The sequence below is a fragment of the Enterobacter sp. HMSC16D10 genome (assembly GCF_001807145.1).
Taxonomy (GTDB): domain Bacteria; phylum Pseudomonadota; class Gammaproteobacteria; order Enterobacterales; family Enterobacteriaceae; genus Enterobacter; species Enterobacter roggenkampii.
On sequence record NZ_KV787838.1, the window covers coordinates 65,680 to 82,006 of the forward strand.

A 16,327-nucleotide genomic window follows, 5' to 3' on the forward strand; every position below is an offset into this window, starting at 1 on the left:
TGCGGTCCCCTCGCCCTGACCCTCTCCCCAGGGGAGAGGGAATATATGATTACTCTTCGTGCTCTTCCCACGCCAGGGCGCGTTTCACCGCTTTCTTCCAGCCGCTGTAGCGGAAGTTACGCTCGGTGGTTTCGATGCCAGGGCGGAATTCGCGTTCGATCACCGCTTTTTCCTGCAGCTCGTCCAGGTTCTGCCAGAAGCCTACCGCCAGACCGGCAAGGTATGCCGCGCCCAGCGCCGTGACTTCACGCACTTCAGGACGCTCAACGCGGGTGCCCAGAATGTCGGACTGGAACTGCATCAGGAAGTTATTCGCTACCGCACCGCCGTCCACGCGCAGGGCGTGCAGACGAATGCCGGAGTCCGCCTGCATCGCTTCCAGCACGTCGCGCGTCTGGTAGGCGATGGATTCCAGGGTGGCGCGAATAATGTGGTTAGAGTTAACGCCACGCGTCAGGCCAAAAATTGCGCCGCGTGCATACGGATCCCAGTACGGCGCGCCCAGACCGGTGAATGCAGGCACCACGTACACGCCGTTGGTGTCTTTCACTTTGGTCGCGAAGTACTCGGAGTCGAACGCATCGCTGATCAGCTTCATCTCGTCGCGCAGCCACTGGATAGACGCACCGGCCATGAACACCGCGCCTTCCAGGGCATAGTTCACTTCGCCGCGTGGTCCACAGGCGATGGTGGTCAGCAGGCCGTTTTCTGATTTCACCGCTTTCTCGCCGGTGTTCATCAGCATAAAGCAGCCGGTGCCGTAGGTGTTCTTCGCCATCCCTTCTTTGACGCACAGCTGGCCGAACAGCGCCGCCTGCTGGTCACCGGCAATACCGGCGATAGGAATACGGGTGCCGCCTTTACCGCCGATGTTGGTCTGGCCGTAAACCTCAGAAGACTTGCGCACGTCAGGCAGCATCGCGCGTGGGATATCCAGCGCGTCCAGCATCTTGTCATCCCACTCCAGGGTGTTGATGTTGAACAGCATGGTACGCGAGGCGTTGGTGTAGTCGGTGACGTGGACGCGTCCCTGGGTCATCTTCCAGATAAGCCAGGTGTCGACGGTGCCGAACAGCAGCTCGCCGCGTTTTGCACGCTCGCGTGAACCTTCCACGTGGTCGAGGATCCACTTCACTTTTGTGCCGGAGAAATACGGGTCAACCACCAGACCGGTGGCGCTGCGCACGTACTCTTCCATGCCGTCGCGCTTCAGCTGCTCGCAGATCTCAGAGGTACGGCGGCACTGCCAGACGATGGCGTTGTAAATAGGCTTACCGGTTTCACGTTCCCAGACAATCGTCGTTTCACGCTGGTTAGTGATACCAATCGCGGCAATCTCGTCGGAACTGATATCGGCTTTTGCCAGCACTTCGACCAGCGTGGAGCTTTGTGACGCCCAGATCTCCATTGGGTCGTGTTCGACCCAGCCTGGACGAGGATAAATTTGCTCAAATTCGCGCTGTGACACGCTGACGATGTTCGCGTCATGATCCATTACGACAGCGCGGGAGCTGGTAGTGCCCTGGTCGAGCGCAACGATATATTTTTTTTCGGTCATGGTATGTGTCCCGTAGTCAGATTACAGCGAAGCTTTTTGTTGTGCGGTAGAAGTCGTTTCCTTCTCCTCTTCCACACAGGTGTCGCACGGTAAATGGCGACCAATTAATTTGCGGTAGCTGAACGCACCCAGCGCAGCCCCGACAACTGGCGCAAACAGCGGTACCAGGAAGTAAGGAATGTCTTTGCCACCGGTGAAGGCGACGTCGCCCCAGCCTGCGATAAAGGCGAACGCTTTAGGTCCGATATCACGCGCCGGGTTCATCGCGAAGCCGGTCAGCGGGCCCATGGAGGCACCAATCACCGCAATCAGCAGGCCAATCAGCAGTGGGGCCAGCGGGCCGCGCGGAATGCCGTTTCCGTCGTCGGTCAGCGCCAGGATAACGCCCATCAGAATAGCGGTAATCACCATTTCAACTGCGAACGCCTGCACAAAATTGATATGCGGGTTTGGATAGGTTGAGAAGATGCCTGCCAGATCCAGACTTTCGACGCTGCCGCGCACCATATGATGCGTCTGTTCGAAGTCGATGAAAAGATTGTAATAAAGCCCGTAAACTAACGCCGCTGCGCAAAACGCGCCGGCAAACTGAGAAAGAATGAAAGGAACTACTTTGCGTCCGTCGAAGCACGCGAACAGCCACAGTGCGATAGTCACCGCCGGGTTAAGATGTGCACCAGACACCCCTGCAGTCAGGTAGATGGCCATCGCCACGCCCAGACCCCAGATGATACTGATTTCCCACTGACCAAAACTGGCACCCGCCACTTTCAGTGCAGCGACACAGCCCACTCCGAAGAATATCAACAACCCGGTACCAAGGAACTCGGCAATGCACTGGCCTTTTAAGGTTGATGTCTGACTCATAATCGGAATCCTGAAGAAATTGATGTTTATTGTTAGCATGGCCGCCCGTGACAGCCACGATGCCCTGTAGACATAGTGTTAATTTATCGTTAACGAGCAAAAACGAGAAATATCGAAATCGAAATGTGTGGTCTGCGTCAATAAAATGAGCGTTTTCGCGCCATAAAGCACATTTTTGCAGCAGTACAGGATCAGTACAGGAATGTGAGCTGAATCATTTCATTAACGAATCAGTTAACAATTTAGGGGTATATGACGCGAACGCACCAGGACCAGACCTAAAAGTGTTGCAAACCGCGATCTGCGCGGTGTGTCGCTGGACACAGAGCGCCGCGCTCCATACAATCGACGGTATATGTCGTGCGCGTTTATGTTAAAGCGTCGCCTTGCAATTCAGGAGAGGTAGCATCATGTCTTTAGAAGTGTTTGAGAAACTGGAATCGAAAGTACAGCAGGCGATTGACACCATCACCCTGCTGCAGATGGAAATTGAAGAGCTGAAAGAGAAGAACAGCAGCCTGGCGCAGGAAGTACAGAACGCGCAGCACAGCCGCGAAGAACTGGAGCGCGAAAACAACCAGCTGCGCGAACAGCAGAACGGCTGGCAGGATCGCCTGCAGGCGCTGCTGGGACGTATGGAAGAAGTCTGATTCCCACTGGGATGAACTGAACAGGCCGGGTAAGGCGATGCCGCCACCCGGCTTTTTTTATGGTTCTCGCTGACTGACACCCAACCATAAAAAAGGCCGCCAAAGGCGGCCTTAACGCTACTTGTCCTGCGCTATCATAGTAAAAGCAACGAACACATTCGGTTCATCACTCTTTACAACGAGTACGCTGGCGACAATGAACGCGATACATAAATAGCGTTTCATTATGCGGTCCCTGCAGCTAACCGCTCCACCGTTCACCACCGGTGATAAGTCGGTGGACACAAGCCCGGTTAAAGGTTGCTATACGGTTGTGAAGACACCTTTCCCTGGACCGATGCCCATGTGCGAGATGGCGGAAAGGGACGATGCATCATAATGAGCAGCAGCAGCGTAGTTAAGGTTTTAATAGTTAATTAGGAATTTATAAAGGGTCGATGGGGTTACCTGAGATTTGAACCAGGGTAAGATAAAAATCCTGGTTAAAGGTTGCAAAACTCCCCAACGGACCGCGAATCCCGAGGGACAAAAAACCGCCACATTGCTGCTGGCGGTTTTTTTATGGTCCACGCTTACGGTTTTATTACTCGATATCCAGCGGATCTTCGGAAAGGATAATGCCGGTATTATCGGCGTAGAGATGGTCGCCGGAGAAGAAGGTCACGCCGCCGAAATTGACGCGCACGTCGCTTTCGCCGATGCCGTCACCTGCCGCCCCTACCGGTATGGCTGCGATGGCCTGAATCCCGATATCCAGGTCTTCCAGATCGTCCACCTGACGCACGGAACCGTACACCACAATGCCTTCCCACTCGTTTTGTGCGGCAATACCGGCCAGCTCAGCATCAATCAATGCGCGGCGTACGGAACCACCGCCATCGACCACCAGTACGCGGCCACGGCCGTTCTGTTCGAGCAGATCGTACAACAACCCGTTATCCTCGAAACATTTCACCGTGACGATCTGTCCGCCAAACGACGACCGCCCACCAAAGTTGGAGAACAGCGGTTCAACGACGTTGACATCTTCCTGGTAGATGTCACAAAGCTCGGAGGTATCGTATTTCATAGGTTTAACGCTCAGTTGCTGCGAATGTGTTCAGTATATCGTGCGAAATGCGTTGTTGGCAAAATCATCAATTGTTAATTGATATTTGTCAGCTAACTGAGCGTCTGGCTTAAGACAATCCCGATGACGAACAACAGGTTAGTCAGCAGCGCGCCTTTTACCGTGCGTTCCAGCATCGGCGGCATGGCGGCCGGGCTACGTTCACGCATCACAAAACGGGCCTGCTTAATCAGCAACGGCGCGGCAAGCACAAACAGCCAGCCCCACAGACTGTGCAGGGAAATCAGGTTAAACAGCGCCAGGCAGACCAGGGCACCCATGAGCAGGCAGGCATGGTAGCGACGCGCATTCACCGGCCCCAGACGGACCGCCAGGGTGTTTTTGCCGTTCTCCCGGTCGCTGTCGATATCGCGCAGGTTGTTGATGTTGAGCACCGCGGTCGCCAGCAGACCGCAGGCGGTCGCAGGCAGGAACAGCGCTGGGATCACCGTATGCGCCTGTAAGTACCAGCTTCCCATCACGCTCAGCCAGCCGAAGAACACCAGTACGGAGATATCCCCGAGCCCAATGTAGCCGTAAGGACGCGTGCCGACGGTGTAGGTGATGGCTGCGATAATGGCCAATAAACCCAGCACCAGGAAGCCAATAAAATCGCTGGGGGTCTTAGACGCCACTGTCACCAGCGCCAGACCCGATAAACAGATCAGCACCACGGTGATAATCAGCGCGCGTTTCATCTGCGCCTGGGTAATCACCCCTTTTTGCATCCCACGCAGCGGCCCGATACGGTCAGGTTTGTCGCTGCCTTTCACCGCGTCGCCATAGTCGTTGGCGAGGTTGGAGAGAATTTGCAGCAGGCCGGCGGTAATCAATGCCAGCGCGGCAACCAGCGGATCGAAATAACCCTGCCACCAGGCAAGCGCCGTACCGACGATAATCGCGGCAAAGGCCAGAGGGAGTGTTTTAGGGCGCAGACTTTCGAGCCACGCCTGAGTACGGCTGATGTCAGTCATAAGTATTTAGCCAATAAAAATGGGGGCATTAGCCCCCATTAAACGTGATGAGAATCCAGTAACCGCGATTATAGGATAAAACGGCTCAGATCTTCATCTGCCACTAACGCATCCAGATGTTTACTCACATATTCTGCGTCAATGGTAACGGTTTGACCGTTCAGATCGCTCGCGTCGTAAGAGATATCTTCCACCAGGCGTTCCAGCACGGTATGCAGACGACGCGCACCGATGTTTTCGGTGGTTTCGTTCACCTGCCATGCGGCCTGGGCAATACGTTTGATACCGTCTTCGGTGAACTCGAGGTTCACGCCTTCGGTCGCCATCAGCGCTTTGTACTGAACGGTTGCAGAGGCGTTTGGCTCGGTCAGGATACGTTCGAAGTCTTCGGTCGTCAGCGCCTGCAGCTCAACGCGGATAGGCAGACGGCCCTGCAGTTCCGGGATCAGATCCGACGGGCTGGCAACCTGGAAGGCACCTGATGCGATAAACAGGATGTGGTCCGTTTTCACCATGCCGTGCTTGGTGGAGACCGTGCAGCCTTCTACCAGCGGCAGCAGGTCGCGCTGAACGCCTTCGCGGGACACGTCCGGGCCGGAGCTGTTGCCGCCGCGCTTACAAATTTTGTCGATTTCGTCGATAAACACGATACCGTGCTGCTCAACCGCGTCGATAGCGTCCTGCTTCAGCTCTTCCGGATTCACCAGCTTCGCCGCTTCTTCTTCAATTAGCAGCTTCATCGCGTCTTTGATTTTCAGCTTACGCGTTTTTTGCTTCTGACCGCCCAGGTTCTGGAACATGGACTGCAGCTGGCTGGTCATCTCTTCCATGCCCGGAGGTGCCATGATTTCCACACCCATTGGCGCGGCAGCGAGATCGATCTCAATCTCTTTATCATCCAGCTGGCCTTCACGCAGTTTTTTGCGGAACGCCTGACGCGCAGCGGACGGTTCCGCCTGCTGTTCAGCCTGACCCCAGTTGTTTTTTGCCGGTGGGATCAGCACGTCGAGAATGCGCTCTTCGGCCATCTCTTCCGCGCGATAGCGGTTTTTCTCAATGGCCTGGACGCGCACCATTTTGATCGCCGAGTCGGTCAGATCGCGGATGATGGAGTCCACTTCTTTACCCACATAGCCCACTTCGGTGAACTTGGTGGCTTCAACTTTGATGAACGGTGCGTTAGCCAGCTTCGCCAGACGACGGGCGATTTCGGTTTTACCGACGCCGGTCGGGCCGATCATCAGAATGTTTTTCGGCGTCACTTCGTGGCGCAGCTCTTCGTCAAGCTGCATACGACGCCAGCGGTTACGCAGGGCGATAGCCACGGAACGCTTGGCGTTATCCTGGCCGATAATATGTTTGTTCAGTTCGCTGACAATTTCGCGTGGGGTCATTTCAGACATGGGAGATCCTTACGCTTTGGAGGTCAATTCTTCGATGGTGTGGTTGTGGTTGGTATAGATGCAGATATCACCTGCAATATCCAACGCCTTCACCGCGATATCACGCGCGTTCATGTCGGTATTTTCCAACAGTGCGCGGGCAGCAGCCTGGGCATAAGGGCCGCCAGAGCCGATGGCAATCAGGTCATTTTCCGGCTGAATTACGTCACCGTTACCGGTGATGATCAGCGAAGCGGTTTCATCGGCGACCGCCAGCAGCGCTTCGAGCTTGCGCAGCATGCGGTCGGTACGCCAGTCTTTCGCCAGCTCAACGGCGGCTTTCACCAGATGACCCTGGTGCATTTCCAGTTTACGTTCAAACAGTTCAAACAGCGTGAAGGCATCTGCCGTGCCGCCTGCAAAGCCGGCGATCACTTTGTCGTTGTAGAGACGACGCACTTTCTTCACGTTGCCTTTCATGACGGTATTACCCAGCGTGGCCTGGCCATCACCGGCGATTACCACATGGCCGTTACGGCGTACACTTACTATTGTTGTCACGAGCAGACCCCCTGGTTACAGAATCGGGAAACAGAAGCCCTGAGCCTGTGCCCAGGGCTGAATTAAATGATAGATGGGGGGGATTTTGGGGGTTTCAACCCCCGGAGGCGAGTCGAATGCAGTTTGTGTGACCGGCGATTTTCAAACGAGAAAGGGTGCCATCGGCATTTTCTTTGCCTTTGACCGGACCAATCACCACGCGATTCCAGCCGTTATTGGTGGTAATACGCGAATCAAACCCTTCAAAGGCCAGCTGCGCGCGCACCGTTTCCGCCTGCTCCGCACCTTTGAACGAACCGCACTGTACCATCCAGCGACGTTCGTCTTTTTTCTCCGCCGTCTGCTTCGGCGCTTCGGTCTCTTTCGTGACCGGCGCGGCCTGCTGCGTTTTCGGCTGCTGCGCAGTGGTATGCGCTGGCGTCTGGAGCAGATCCTGATACGGCTGAGCCGCCTGCTTCTGCTGCTGCGCTTTAGGCTGCTGCTGGACAGGCTGAGACTGCACCGTACGCGTTGGCTGCTGATACGGCTGTTCCGTTACCCGCGGCTGTGCCTTAGGCTGCTGTACCGGCTGGGTTTGCGCCCACTGCTGTTGCTGCTGAATCTGCTGTTGTGCCTGGCGACGCTGCAGCGTTTGCTGACGCTGTTCCGGCGTTTGCTCATTCCACGGCACTTCGTTCAGCTGCGTAGGCTGCTGGCGCATATCGGCCTGCATTTGTGCCAGCAGTTGACGCTGTTCATCCGTCAGCTGATTCGCATTCTGTACTTCACCACCCGCAGAAGGTTCCGTTGGCGCACGTACCCCAGGCTGACGGCTTTCCAGCTCTTTGATATAGCGCCAGCGCTCTTCAGGCTTCGGAGGGAGGCCATTTCCGGCGACTTTACTGGCCTGAAGCGCCTCAGACTCTTCTTTTTTATGGTGCGTGATAAAGTACAGGCCACCAATAAAGGCGACGACTACAGCCGCAGCAATAGCGACCATTGCTGGCGAGACAGCAGGCAGGTTACGTTGCTTTTTTCTTGAGCTACTCTTTTTGCGTCGCGAAGGTGCCGGCTGGCCGCGACGTACATAATCTCGTTGTGCCACTATCGTTTCGCTGTATTTATTCGTTCGTCAGTCCGCCATGTTACTTAAGCGGCGGGGCTTTGACCAGATAAGGGTATCCGAAAGACGTTTACTTTAAGTCAATGCCTGGGTCGTGCCGCGGACGATCAGTTCGCAGTCCAGCAACCGTGAGCCGCTGCTAACTGTTTGACCGTGAAGCTGATCCAGCAGAAGCAGCATCGCTTCGCGGCCGATTTGGTAGCGCGGCTGAGCGACCGTTGAGAGCGGCGGATCGCAAAATTCCGAAAGCGAAATATTATCGAATCCGATGATGGATAAATCTTTCGGTATGCGAAGACCGCGGCGTTTGGCATACGATAATGCGCCCAGCGCCATCACGTCGCTGTGGCAAAATACGGCGGTTGGCGGCTCAGGCAGGTCCAGAAGTTTCTCCAGCGCCTGTCCACCGGCTGCGAAGGTAAAATCACCGCGCGCAATGTAGTGCGGATCGACGGTCACGCCGGTACGGCGCAGCGCCTGAACGTAACCCTGTAAACGGTAGTGACACAGCGGCATCTCTTCCGGTCCGGCGATGCAGCCAATACGCTTATGCCCCAGCTCCTGGAGATAGTTTACGGCGTTGAACGCGGCGGTAAGGTTATCAATATGGACCGTCGGCAGCTCCAGCTCCGGCGCAAACTCGTTGGCCATCACCATCGGCGGTAAATTACGCTGCTCTTCGATGCTGGCATCAAACGGCAGGCGAGAGCCAAGCAGCAGCATGCCGTCGATCTGCTTGGTGATAATGAGGTCGATGAAGGTTTTTTCCTGTTGGTTCTGATGGGCGCAGTCGCCAATCAGCACCAGGTACCCCTGTTCCGCCGCAGTGACTTCTATGCCGCGGATAATCTCGCTAAAGAAAGGGTCACAGATGTCCGGCACAATCACCAGGATGGTGCGCGACTCGTTGCGTTTGACGTTACGTCCCATTGCCTGCGGAAAATAGCCCACTTCAAGCGCAGCCTGCTCCACCCGGTTACGGGTCGCCTGGGAGACTTTATCCGGGTTCATTAATGCGCGGGATACTGTTGCCGTAGAGACCTGTGCTTTCTGGGCAACGTCTTTCATGGTCGCAGCCGCAACCTCTTTCCTGGACTTCAACGTCTTCTCCTCGCCTGAACACCGAACTTCTGACATCACCATTTTTACAGATAGTTAATGGAATCGGTTACAGAATTTTCATAAAAAGTGTGAGGAGCGTTAAATTTTTCGATCCAGCTTCAGCCTTCGATAGGGTCGACGTCCAGCACCCACTTCACTTTTCGCGCTTCGGGCAGGGTGTTAATCAGCACCAGCGTGCCGCTGACGATATGCTGAAGACGAATGCGCGAGGGGTGCTGGAGCAAAATTTGCCAGCGGAAACGGCCGCCGCGTTTTGGCGCGAGGGCAGGCACCGGGCCCAAAATCCACAGCTGACTATCCACCAGCGGGCTGGCCTGCAGGAGGTTTCTCAGCTGCTGCAGGAAAAGTGGCGCCTGCTGGTTGTTATGATCTTCCGCGCGGATGATGACGTGGCTGGTCCACGGCGGTAGCTGCATGGTCTGGCGTTCGGCCAGCGCCTGCTCGGCAAAGGCGTCATAGCCTTTGTGCAGCAAGGTTTGCAGCAGCGGGTGCTCCGGGTGGTGCGTTTGCAACACCACTTCGCCCTGTTTACCGGCGCGTCCTGCACGTCCGGCAACCTGGGTGTAAAGCTGGGCGAAGCGCTCGGCTGAACGAAAATCTGCCGAGAACAGCGCGCCGTCCACGTCCAGCAGGGCGACCAGCGTCACGTCCGGGAAGTGGTGGCCTTTGGCCAGCATCTGGGTGCCAATCAGGATGCGCGCGCCACCGCGATGCACTTCCGCCAGCTGCTGTTCGAGTGCGCCTTTGCGGCTGGTGGTGTCCCGGTCGATACGCGAAATCGGCACGTCCGGGAAAAAGGGCCCAAGCGCCTGCTCCAGCTGTTCCGTCCCCAGACCGACCGGCACAATATGCGTTGAGCCACACGACGGGCACTGGCGCGGCACCGGACGCTGGCTGTCGCAGTGGTGGCAGCGCAGATGACGCTGGGCCTGATGGAAGGTGTAGTAGTGATCGCAGCGCGGGCATTCGGCAATCCAGCCGCAGTCGTGGCACAGCAGGGCAGGTGCAAATCCGCGACGGTTGAGGAACAGAATGACCTGATTCCCCGCCTGCAAATGCTGGCGCATGCGGGTAATAAGCGCGGGCGCTAGCCCCGCCTGGACCTGCTGACCTTTCAAATCCAGCACGTGCTGAATGGCCGGACGGGCATTCCCCGCGCGACGCGTCAGGCGCAGCATGTGGTATTTACGCTGGCGCACGTTGTGCAGCGTTTCGAGCGCAGGCGTGGCGGATCCCAGAACAATGGGAATTTGCTCGCTGTGCGCGCGGTAGACGGCCAGATCGCGGGCGTGATAGCGCCAGCTTTCCTGCTGTTTATAGGAGCTGTCGTGCTCTTCGTCGATCACGATAACGCCAAGATTTTTAAACGGCGTGAACAGCGACGAGCGGGTGCCGATCACAATCGCCGCTTCGCCGTTTTTCGCTTTCAGCCAGGCGCTGAGTCGCTCGCTGTCATTCAGGCCTGAGTGCAGCACCTCAACCGGCGCGTTAAAGCGTTCGCGGAATCGGGCGATGGTTTGCGGCGTCAGGCCAATTTCCGGCACCATCACCAGCGCCTGTTTCCCCTGCGCGAGCACGTTTTCCAGCACGCTCAGGTAAACTTCGGTCTTGCCGGAACCGGTGACCCCAGCCAGCAGCCAGGCAGAGAAACGATCGGAGGCGCTATGAATTGCGCCTACCGCGGTGGCCTGCTCGGTATTCAGACGCAGGCGATCCCCTGAAACGGAGAAACTCTCCCGCCAGTCGTTAAGGGCAGGCGCCTCGCTTGCCAGGTCGCTCAGCCCTTTTTTTCTTAATGCCTGTAGCGCCGTTTCGCTGACCTCAAGCTCGTCGACCTGATGCCGCCAGATTTTCCCCTGACGCAGCGCCGCCAGCGCCTGCTGCTGTTTCTGCGAGCGCTTCAGGCTGTTGATGTCGACGGCCTGGCCTTCCTCCGTGGCAAACCAGTACCACATCGGCGCATGGCTGGCGCTCTTGCCCTGACGCAGCATAATTGGCAGGGCGTGGAACAGGACGTCGCCGATGGGGTGATGATAATAATCCGCCGCCCACAGCAGCAGTCGCCAGGTGCTGGTGGAGTAGACGGGCTCGCTGTCCAGCACCTCAACGACCGATTTCAGTTCGTTAAGCGGCAGTTCGCTCTTATCGCTGACGGAGACGACGATCCCCACGCGCTGCTGTTTGCCAAACGGCACGGTCACGCGACAGCCCGCTTTGGCGCTCATGCTGTCGGGCAGCAGATAGTCAAAGGTGCGGGGAAGCGGAACGGGCAGGGCAACGTGAGCGACGGGCATCGAATCTTCCTGACTTGAAAAGTGGCGCGTTAGTATACACATTAGTAAAAGCGGCGTGCGGATCAGTTTGCATACGTTGGTCAAATTCTGTATGATTCGCCGCCTTTGGTGTACTTTACGCCAAAGAACTTACAATCAACATCGCGTGGTGTCTGGCGTTAGGGCTGGAAGAGCGACGCGGCCTTAACTGAGGTTCTCCCATGAAAAAAGATATTCACCCGAAATACGAAATGATTACTGCAAACTGTTCTTGCGGTAACTCTATCCAGATCCGCTCTACCGTGGGTCACGATCTGAACCTGGACGTGTGCGGCAAATGCCACCCGTTCTACACTGGTAAGCAGCGTGATGTTGCAACCGGTGGCCGTGTTGACCGCTTCAACAAGCGTTTCAGCATCCCGGGCGCTAAATAAGTTTCCCGAAAAAAAGGCACCGCAAGGTGCCTTTTTTGTATCCGCTTCTCAGTATTCCCACGTCTCCGGGTCAATACCCAGTTCACGCATGATCACCTTCGCCTCTTCCGGGATTTCGTCACTACGCTCTTTGCGCAGATCGTCATCGTTCGGCAACGGTTGACCGGTAAACGCATGCAGAAACGCTTCGCACAGCAGTTCGCTGTTGGTTGCGTGGCGCAGGTTGTTCACCTGACGACGCGTACGTTCATCGGTGAGGATCTTCAACACCTTCAGAGGAATGGAAACCGTAATTTTCTTTACTTGCTCACTCTTCTTACCGTGCTCAGCGTATGGGCTGATATATTCGCCGCTCCATTCAGCCATGAGATACCTTTAATCCTCTCAGTCATTTATCTAAAGGTGCAAAACCGGTAACCACCCGTTTTGAACCGCAATCTTGCCTAGTTTACCGTAGAGACGATACCGTGGCACGGATATTGCCGCTGCAGCGTGCACTAAAGCATATAATTTTAACGGCTATTTGCGCATTGCTCAATCTATACGCAAAGAAGTTTAGATGTCCAGATGTATTGACGTCCATACTTTCAATGTTTACTCTGGTGCCTGACTTTTCACCTCATTCGCCAGGAAGCCCTCACCATGACGCGTAAACAGGCCACTATCGCAGTGCGTAGCGGATTAAATGATGACGAGCAGTACGGCTGCGTTGTCCCGCCCATTCATCTTTCCAGTACTTACAACTTCACCGGATTTAATGAACCCCGCGCGCATGACTACTCGCGTCGTGGCAACCCTACGCGTGACGTGACCCAGCGTGCGCTGGCCGAACTGGAAGGTGGCGCAGGGGCAGTATTAACCAATACCGGCATGTCTGCCATTCATCTGGTGACCACGGTGTTCCTGAAGCCTGGCGATCTGCTGGTTGCGCCGCACGACTGTTACGGCGGCAGCTATCGTCTGTTTGACAGCCTGGCAAAGCGCGGCTGCTATCGCGTGCTGTTTGTCGATCAAAACGACGAACAGGCGCTGAAACAGGCGCTGGCAGAGAAACCGAAGCTGGTTCTGGTGGAAAGTCCAAGCAATCCATTGTTGCGCGTTGTCGATATTGCGAAAATTTGTCAGCTCGCAAGGGATGCGGGAGCGATAAGTGTAGTGGATAATACGTTCCTCAGTCCGGCCCTTCAGAACCCACTCGCACTGGGTGCCGATCTGGTGTTGCATTCATGCACTAAATATCTGAACGGCCATTCTGACGTGGTGGCAGGTGTGGTGATTGCCAAAGATCCTGACGTTGTCACCGAACTGGCATGGTGGGCCAATAATATTGGCGTCACCGCAGGCGCCTTCGACAGCTACCTGCTGTTGCGCGGCATCCGTACGCTGTCGCCGCGCATGGACGTGGCGCAGCGTAATGCTCAGGCGATTGTCGACTTCCTGAAAACCCAGCCGCTGGTGAAGAAGCTGTACCACCCGTCGCTGCCGGAAAACCAGGGGCACGAGATTGCCGCGCGCCAGCAGAAAGGGTTTGGCGCGATGTTAAGTTTTGAACTGGACGGTGACGAGCAAACGCTGCGTCGCTTCCTGAGCGGGCTGTCATTGTTTACGCTGGCGGAATCCTTAGGTGGGGTTGAAAGCTTGATCTCCCACGCCGCGACCATGACGCACGCAGGTATGGCACCCGAAGCACGTGCCGCCGCCGGGATTTCTGAGACGCTGCTGCGGATCTCAACCGGTATTGAAGATTCTGAAGATTTAATTGCCGATCTGGAAAATGGCTTCCGGATCGCAGCCAAGGGGTAATCATGAGTGTGATAGCGCAGGCAGGGGCGAAGGGTCGTCAACTGCATAAGTTTGGTGGTAGTAGTCTTGCTGATGTGAAATGTTACCTGCGTGTCGCAGGGATCATGACGGAATATTCACAGCCGGGTGACATGATGGTTGTCTCGGCGGCGGGCAGCACCACCAACCAGTTGATTAGCTGGCTGAAACTGAGCCAGACCGATCGCCTTTCTGCGCATCAGGTGCAACAATCATTACGTCGCTATCAGAGCGAATTGATTGCCGGCCTGCTGCCTTCTGACGTGGCGGACGGGCTGATCAGCGCCTTCACGCACGATCTTGAGCGTCTGGCCGCTCTGCTGGACAGCGGCATTACCGATGCGGTGTATGCCGAAGTGGTTGGCCACGGTGAAGTGTGGTCTGCGCGCCTGATGGCTGCGGTTCTGCAACACCTGGGCGTGGACGCCGCCTGGCTCGACGCGCGTGATTTCCTGCGTGCCGAACGCGCCGCGCAGCCGCAGGTGGATGAAGGGTTGTCCTACCCACTGCTGCAACAGCTGCTGGTGCAACATCCCGGTAAACGCATTGTGGTTACCGGCTTTATCAGCCGCAGCAACGCGGGTGAAACCGTGCTGCTGGGCCGTAACGGCTCCGACTACTCGGCGACGCAAATCGGTGCTCTGGCGGGCGTGTCCCGCGTCACCATCTGGAGCGACGTGGCCGGTGTTTATAGCGCGGACCCGCGCAAAGTAAAAGATGCCTGCCTGCTGCCGCTGCTGCGCCTGGATGAAGCCAGCGAGCTGGCGCGTCTGGCGGCACCGGTGCTGCACGCCCGTACGCTGCAGCCGGTTTCCGGTAGCGATATCGACCTGCAGCTGCGCTGCAGCTACACCCCGGATCAAGGCTCCACGCGCATTGAGCGCGTGCTGGCCTCTGGTACCGGGGCGCGTATTGTTACCAGCCACGACGACATCTGCCTGATTGAGTTCCAGGTTCCTGCGGGCCAGGACTTCAGGCTGGCACATAAAGAGATCGACACGATCCTGAAACGCGCCCAGGTGCGCCCGCTGGCCGTGGGTGTGCATAATGACCGCCAGCTGCTGCAGTTCTGCTATACCGCAGAAGTGGCGGACAGCGCGCTGAAAATTCTGGATGAAGCGGGCCTGCCGGGCGAGCTTCGCCTGCGTCAGGGGCTGGCGCTGGTGGCGATGGTGGGCGCGGGCGTCACCCGTAACCCGCTGCACTGCCACCGCTTCTGGCAGCAGCTGAAAGGCCAGCCGGTGGAGTTCACCTGGCAGTCGGAAGAGGGCATCAGCCTGGTTGCCGTTCTGCGCAAAGGGCCAACCGAAAGCCTGATTCAGGGTCTGCATACCTCTCTGTTCCGCGCGGAAAAACGCATCGGCCTGGTGCTGTTTGGTAAAGGCAACATCGGTTCCCGCTGGCTGGAGCTGTTCGCCCGCGAACAGGTCACGCTCTCGGCGCGTACCGGGTTCGAATTCATTCTCGCAGGCGTGGTGGACAGCCGCCGCAGCCTGCTGAACTACGAAGGGCTGGATGCCAGCCGCGCGCTTGCCTTCTTTAATGATGAAGCCGTCGAGCAGGATGAAGAGTCGCTGTTCCTGTGGATGCGCGCGCACCCGTACGACGATCTGGTGGTGCTGGACGTTACCGCCAGCGAACAGCTTGCCGATCAGTATCTTGATTTCGCCAGCCACGGTTTCCACGTCATCAGTGCGAACAAACTGGCGGGGGCAAGCAGCACCGATAAATACCGCCAGATCCACGACGCGTTTGAAAAAACCGGCCGTCACTGGCTGTATAACGCCACCGTGGGCGCGGGCCTGCCGGTAAACCACACCGTGCGCGACCTGATTGAAAGCGGTGACAGCATTCTGGCGCTGAGCGGTATCTTCTCCGGTACGCTCTCCTGGCTGTTCCTGCAGTTCGACGGCACCGTACCGTTCACCGACCTGGTGGATCAGGCGTGGCAGCAGGGCTTAACGGAACCCGATCCGCGCGTTGACCTCTCCGGTAAAGACGTGATGCGCAAGCTGGTGATCCTGGCGCGTGAAGCAGGTTATGACATCGAGCCGGATTCCGTCCGCGTCGAGTCGCTGGTGCCTGCCGGCTGTGAGGAGGGTTCTGTGGATCATTTCTTTGAAAATGGTGAAGAGCTTAACGAGCAGATGGTGCAGCGTCTGGAAGCGGCGAACGAGATGGGGCTGGTGCTGCGCTACGTGGCACGTTTTGAGGCCAACGGAAAAGCGCGCGTCGGTGTCGAGGCGGTGCGTCCTGAACATCCGCTGGCGGCGCTGTTGCCGTGCGATAACGTCTTCGCCATCGAAAGCCTCTGGTACCGCGATAACCCGCTGGTGATCCGCGGCCCGGGCGCCGGGCGCGACGTCACCGCAGGGGCGATCCAGTCCGACATCAACCGTCTGGCTAAGCTGCTGTAAAAACTGAATTTCCCTCTCCCTGTGGGAGAGGGTTAGGGTGAGGGCATCGGACCGCGCT

At 56.9% G+C, this 16,327-nt stretch carries 14 protein-coding genes; 4 read left to right on the top strand and 10 right to left on the bottom strand.

Annotation, left to right across the window (positions count from 1 at the left end; translation table 11 throughout):
• Positions 1 to 49: 49 nt before the first annotated feature.
• Together glpK and HMPREF3143_RS04715 are read right to left on the bottom strand one after the other, a co-directional pair.
• Positions 50 to 1,558 (bottom strand): glycerol kinase GlpK, encoded by a 1,509-nt coding sequence (gene glpK / locus HMPREF3143_RS04710; RefSeq protein WP_008501808.1) that lies wholly within the window; start codon positions 1,556 to 1,558, stop codon positions 50 to 52.
• A gap of 21 nt (positions 1,559 to 1,579) precedes the next feature.
• On the bottom strand, positions 1,580 to 2,425 hold the full coding sequence (locus HMPREF3143_RS04715; RefSeq protein ID WP_014885705.1) for an MIP/aquaporin family protein: 846 nt from the start codon (positions 2,423 to 2,425) through the stop codon (positions 1,580 to 1,582).
• Positions 2,426 to 2,835: 410 nt separating this feature from the next.
• Here HMPREF3143_RS04715 and zapB point away from each other — a divergent pair, with 410 nt between their 5' ends.
• Positions 2,836 to 3,075 carry a septal ring assembly protein ZapB gene (gene zapB, locus HMPREF3143_RS04720; protein WP_023326318.1) on the top strand — a complete coding sequence of 80 codons (240 nt, stop codon included), beginning with the start codon at positions 2,836 to 2,838 and terminating at the stop codon, positions 3,073 to 3,075.
• 583 nt (positions 3,076 to 3,658) lie between these two features.
• Here zapB and rraA read toward each other — a convergent pair.
• From rraA to priA, 7 genes are all read right to left on the bottom strand, one after another.
• Positions 3,659 to 4,144 (bottom strand): ribonuclease E activity regulator RraA, encoded by a 486-nt coding sequence (gene rraA / locus HMPREF3143_RS04725; RefSeq protein ID WP_008501805.1) that lies wholly within the window; start codon positions 4,142 to 4,144, stop codon positions 3,659 to 3,661.
• A gap of 92 nt (positions 4,145 to 4,236) precedes the next feature.
• Positions 4,237 to 5,157 carry a 1,4-dihydroxy-2-naphthoate polyprenyltransferase gene (gene menA, locus HMPREF3143_RS04730; protein ID WP_008501804.1) on the bottom strand — a complete coding sequence of 307 codons (921 nt, stop codon included), beginning with the start codon at positions 5,155 to 5,157 and terminating at the stop codon, positions 4,237 to 4,239.
• Positions 5,158 to 5,225: 68 nt separating this feature from the next.
• Positions 5,226 to 6,560, bottom strand: coding sequence for an HslU--HslV peptidase ATPase subunit (gene hslU / locus HMPREF3143_RS04735; RefSeq protein ID WP_008501803.1), 1,335 nt, complete (start codon positions 6,558 to 6,560; stop codon positions 5,226 to 5,228).
• Positions 6,561 to 6,569: 9 nt separating this feature from the next.
• Entirely contained in the window at positions 6,570 to 7,100 is a 531-nt protein-coding gene (gene hslV / locus HMPREF3143_RS04740; protein ID WP_008501802.1) for an ATP-dependent protease subunit HslV, read from the bottom strand.
• 94 nt (positions 7,101 to 7,194) lie between these two features.
• Positions 7,195 to 8,184 (bottom strand): cell division protein FtsN, encoded by a 990-nt coding sequence (gene ftsN / locus HMPREF3143_RS04745; RefSeq protein WP_032622950.1) that lies wholly within the window; start codon positions 8,182 to 8,184, stop codon positions 7,195 to 7,197.
• 93 nt (positions 8,185 to 8,277) lie between these two features.
• Positions 8,278 to 9,303, bottom strand: a complete 1,026-nt coding sequence (cytR, locus tag HMPREF3143_RS04750) for a DNA-binding transcriptional regulator CytR (RefSeq protein ID WP_023293597.1) — start codon at positions 9,301 to 9,303, stop codon at positions 8,278 to 8,280.
• A gap of 119 nt (positions 9,304 to 9,422) precedes the next feature.
• Positions 9,423 to 11,618: a primosomal protein N' gene (gene priA, locus HMPREF3143_RS04755; RefSeq protein ID WP_070531969.1), complete on the bottom strand. Its 2,196-nt coding sequence runs from the start codon at positions 11,616 to 11,618 to the stop codon at positions 9,423 to 9,425.
• Positions 11,619 to 11,818: 200 nt separating this feature from the next.
• Between priA and rpmE the strand changes: the two genes are divergently transcribed.
• Complete coding sequence (gene rpmE / locus HMPREF3143_RS04760; RefSeq protein WP_003862040.1) at positions 11,819 to 12,031, top strand: 50S ribosomal protein L31; 213 nt, start codon at positions 11,819 to 11,821, stop codon at positions 12,029 to 12,031.
• Positions 12,032 to 12,079: 48 nt separating this feature from the next.
• On the opposite strand, the gene metJ is transcribed toward rpmE, so the two are convergent.
• Positions 12,080 to 12,397, bottom strand: coding sequence for a met regulon transcriptional regulator MetJ (metJ, locus tag HMPREF3143_RS04765; RefSeq protein ID WP_003862042.1), 318 nt, complete (start codon positions 12,395 to 12,397; stop codon positions 12,080 to 12,082).
• Positions 12,398 to 12,673: 276 nt separating this feature from the next.
• Between metJ and metB the strand changes: the two genes are divergently transcribed.
• Positions 12,674 to 13,834, top strand: a complete 1,161-nt coding sequence (gene metB, locus HMPREF3143_RS04770; protein WP_045909121.1) for a cystathionine gamma-synthase — start codon at positions 12,674 to 12,676, stop codon at positions 13,832 to 13,834.
• A gap of 2 nt (positions 13,835 to 13,836) precedes the next feature.
• Positions 13,837 to 16,269 (top strand): bifunctional aspartate kinase/homoserine dehydrogenase II, encoded by a 2,433-nt coding sequence (locus HMPREF3143_RS04775; protein ID WP_070531972.1) that lies wholly within the window; start codon positions 13,837 to 13,839, stop codon positions 16,267 to 16,269.
• The last annotated feature ends 58 nt before the right edge of the window (positions 16,270 to 16,327 follow it).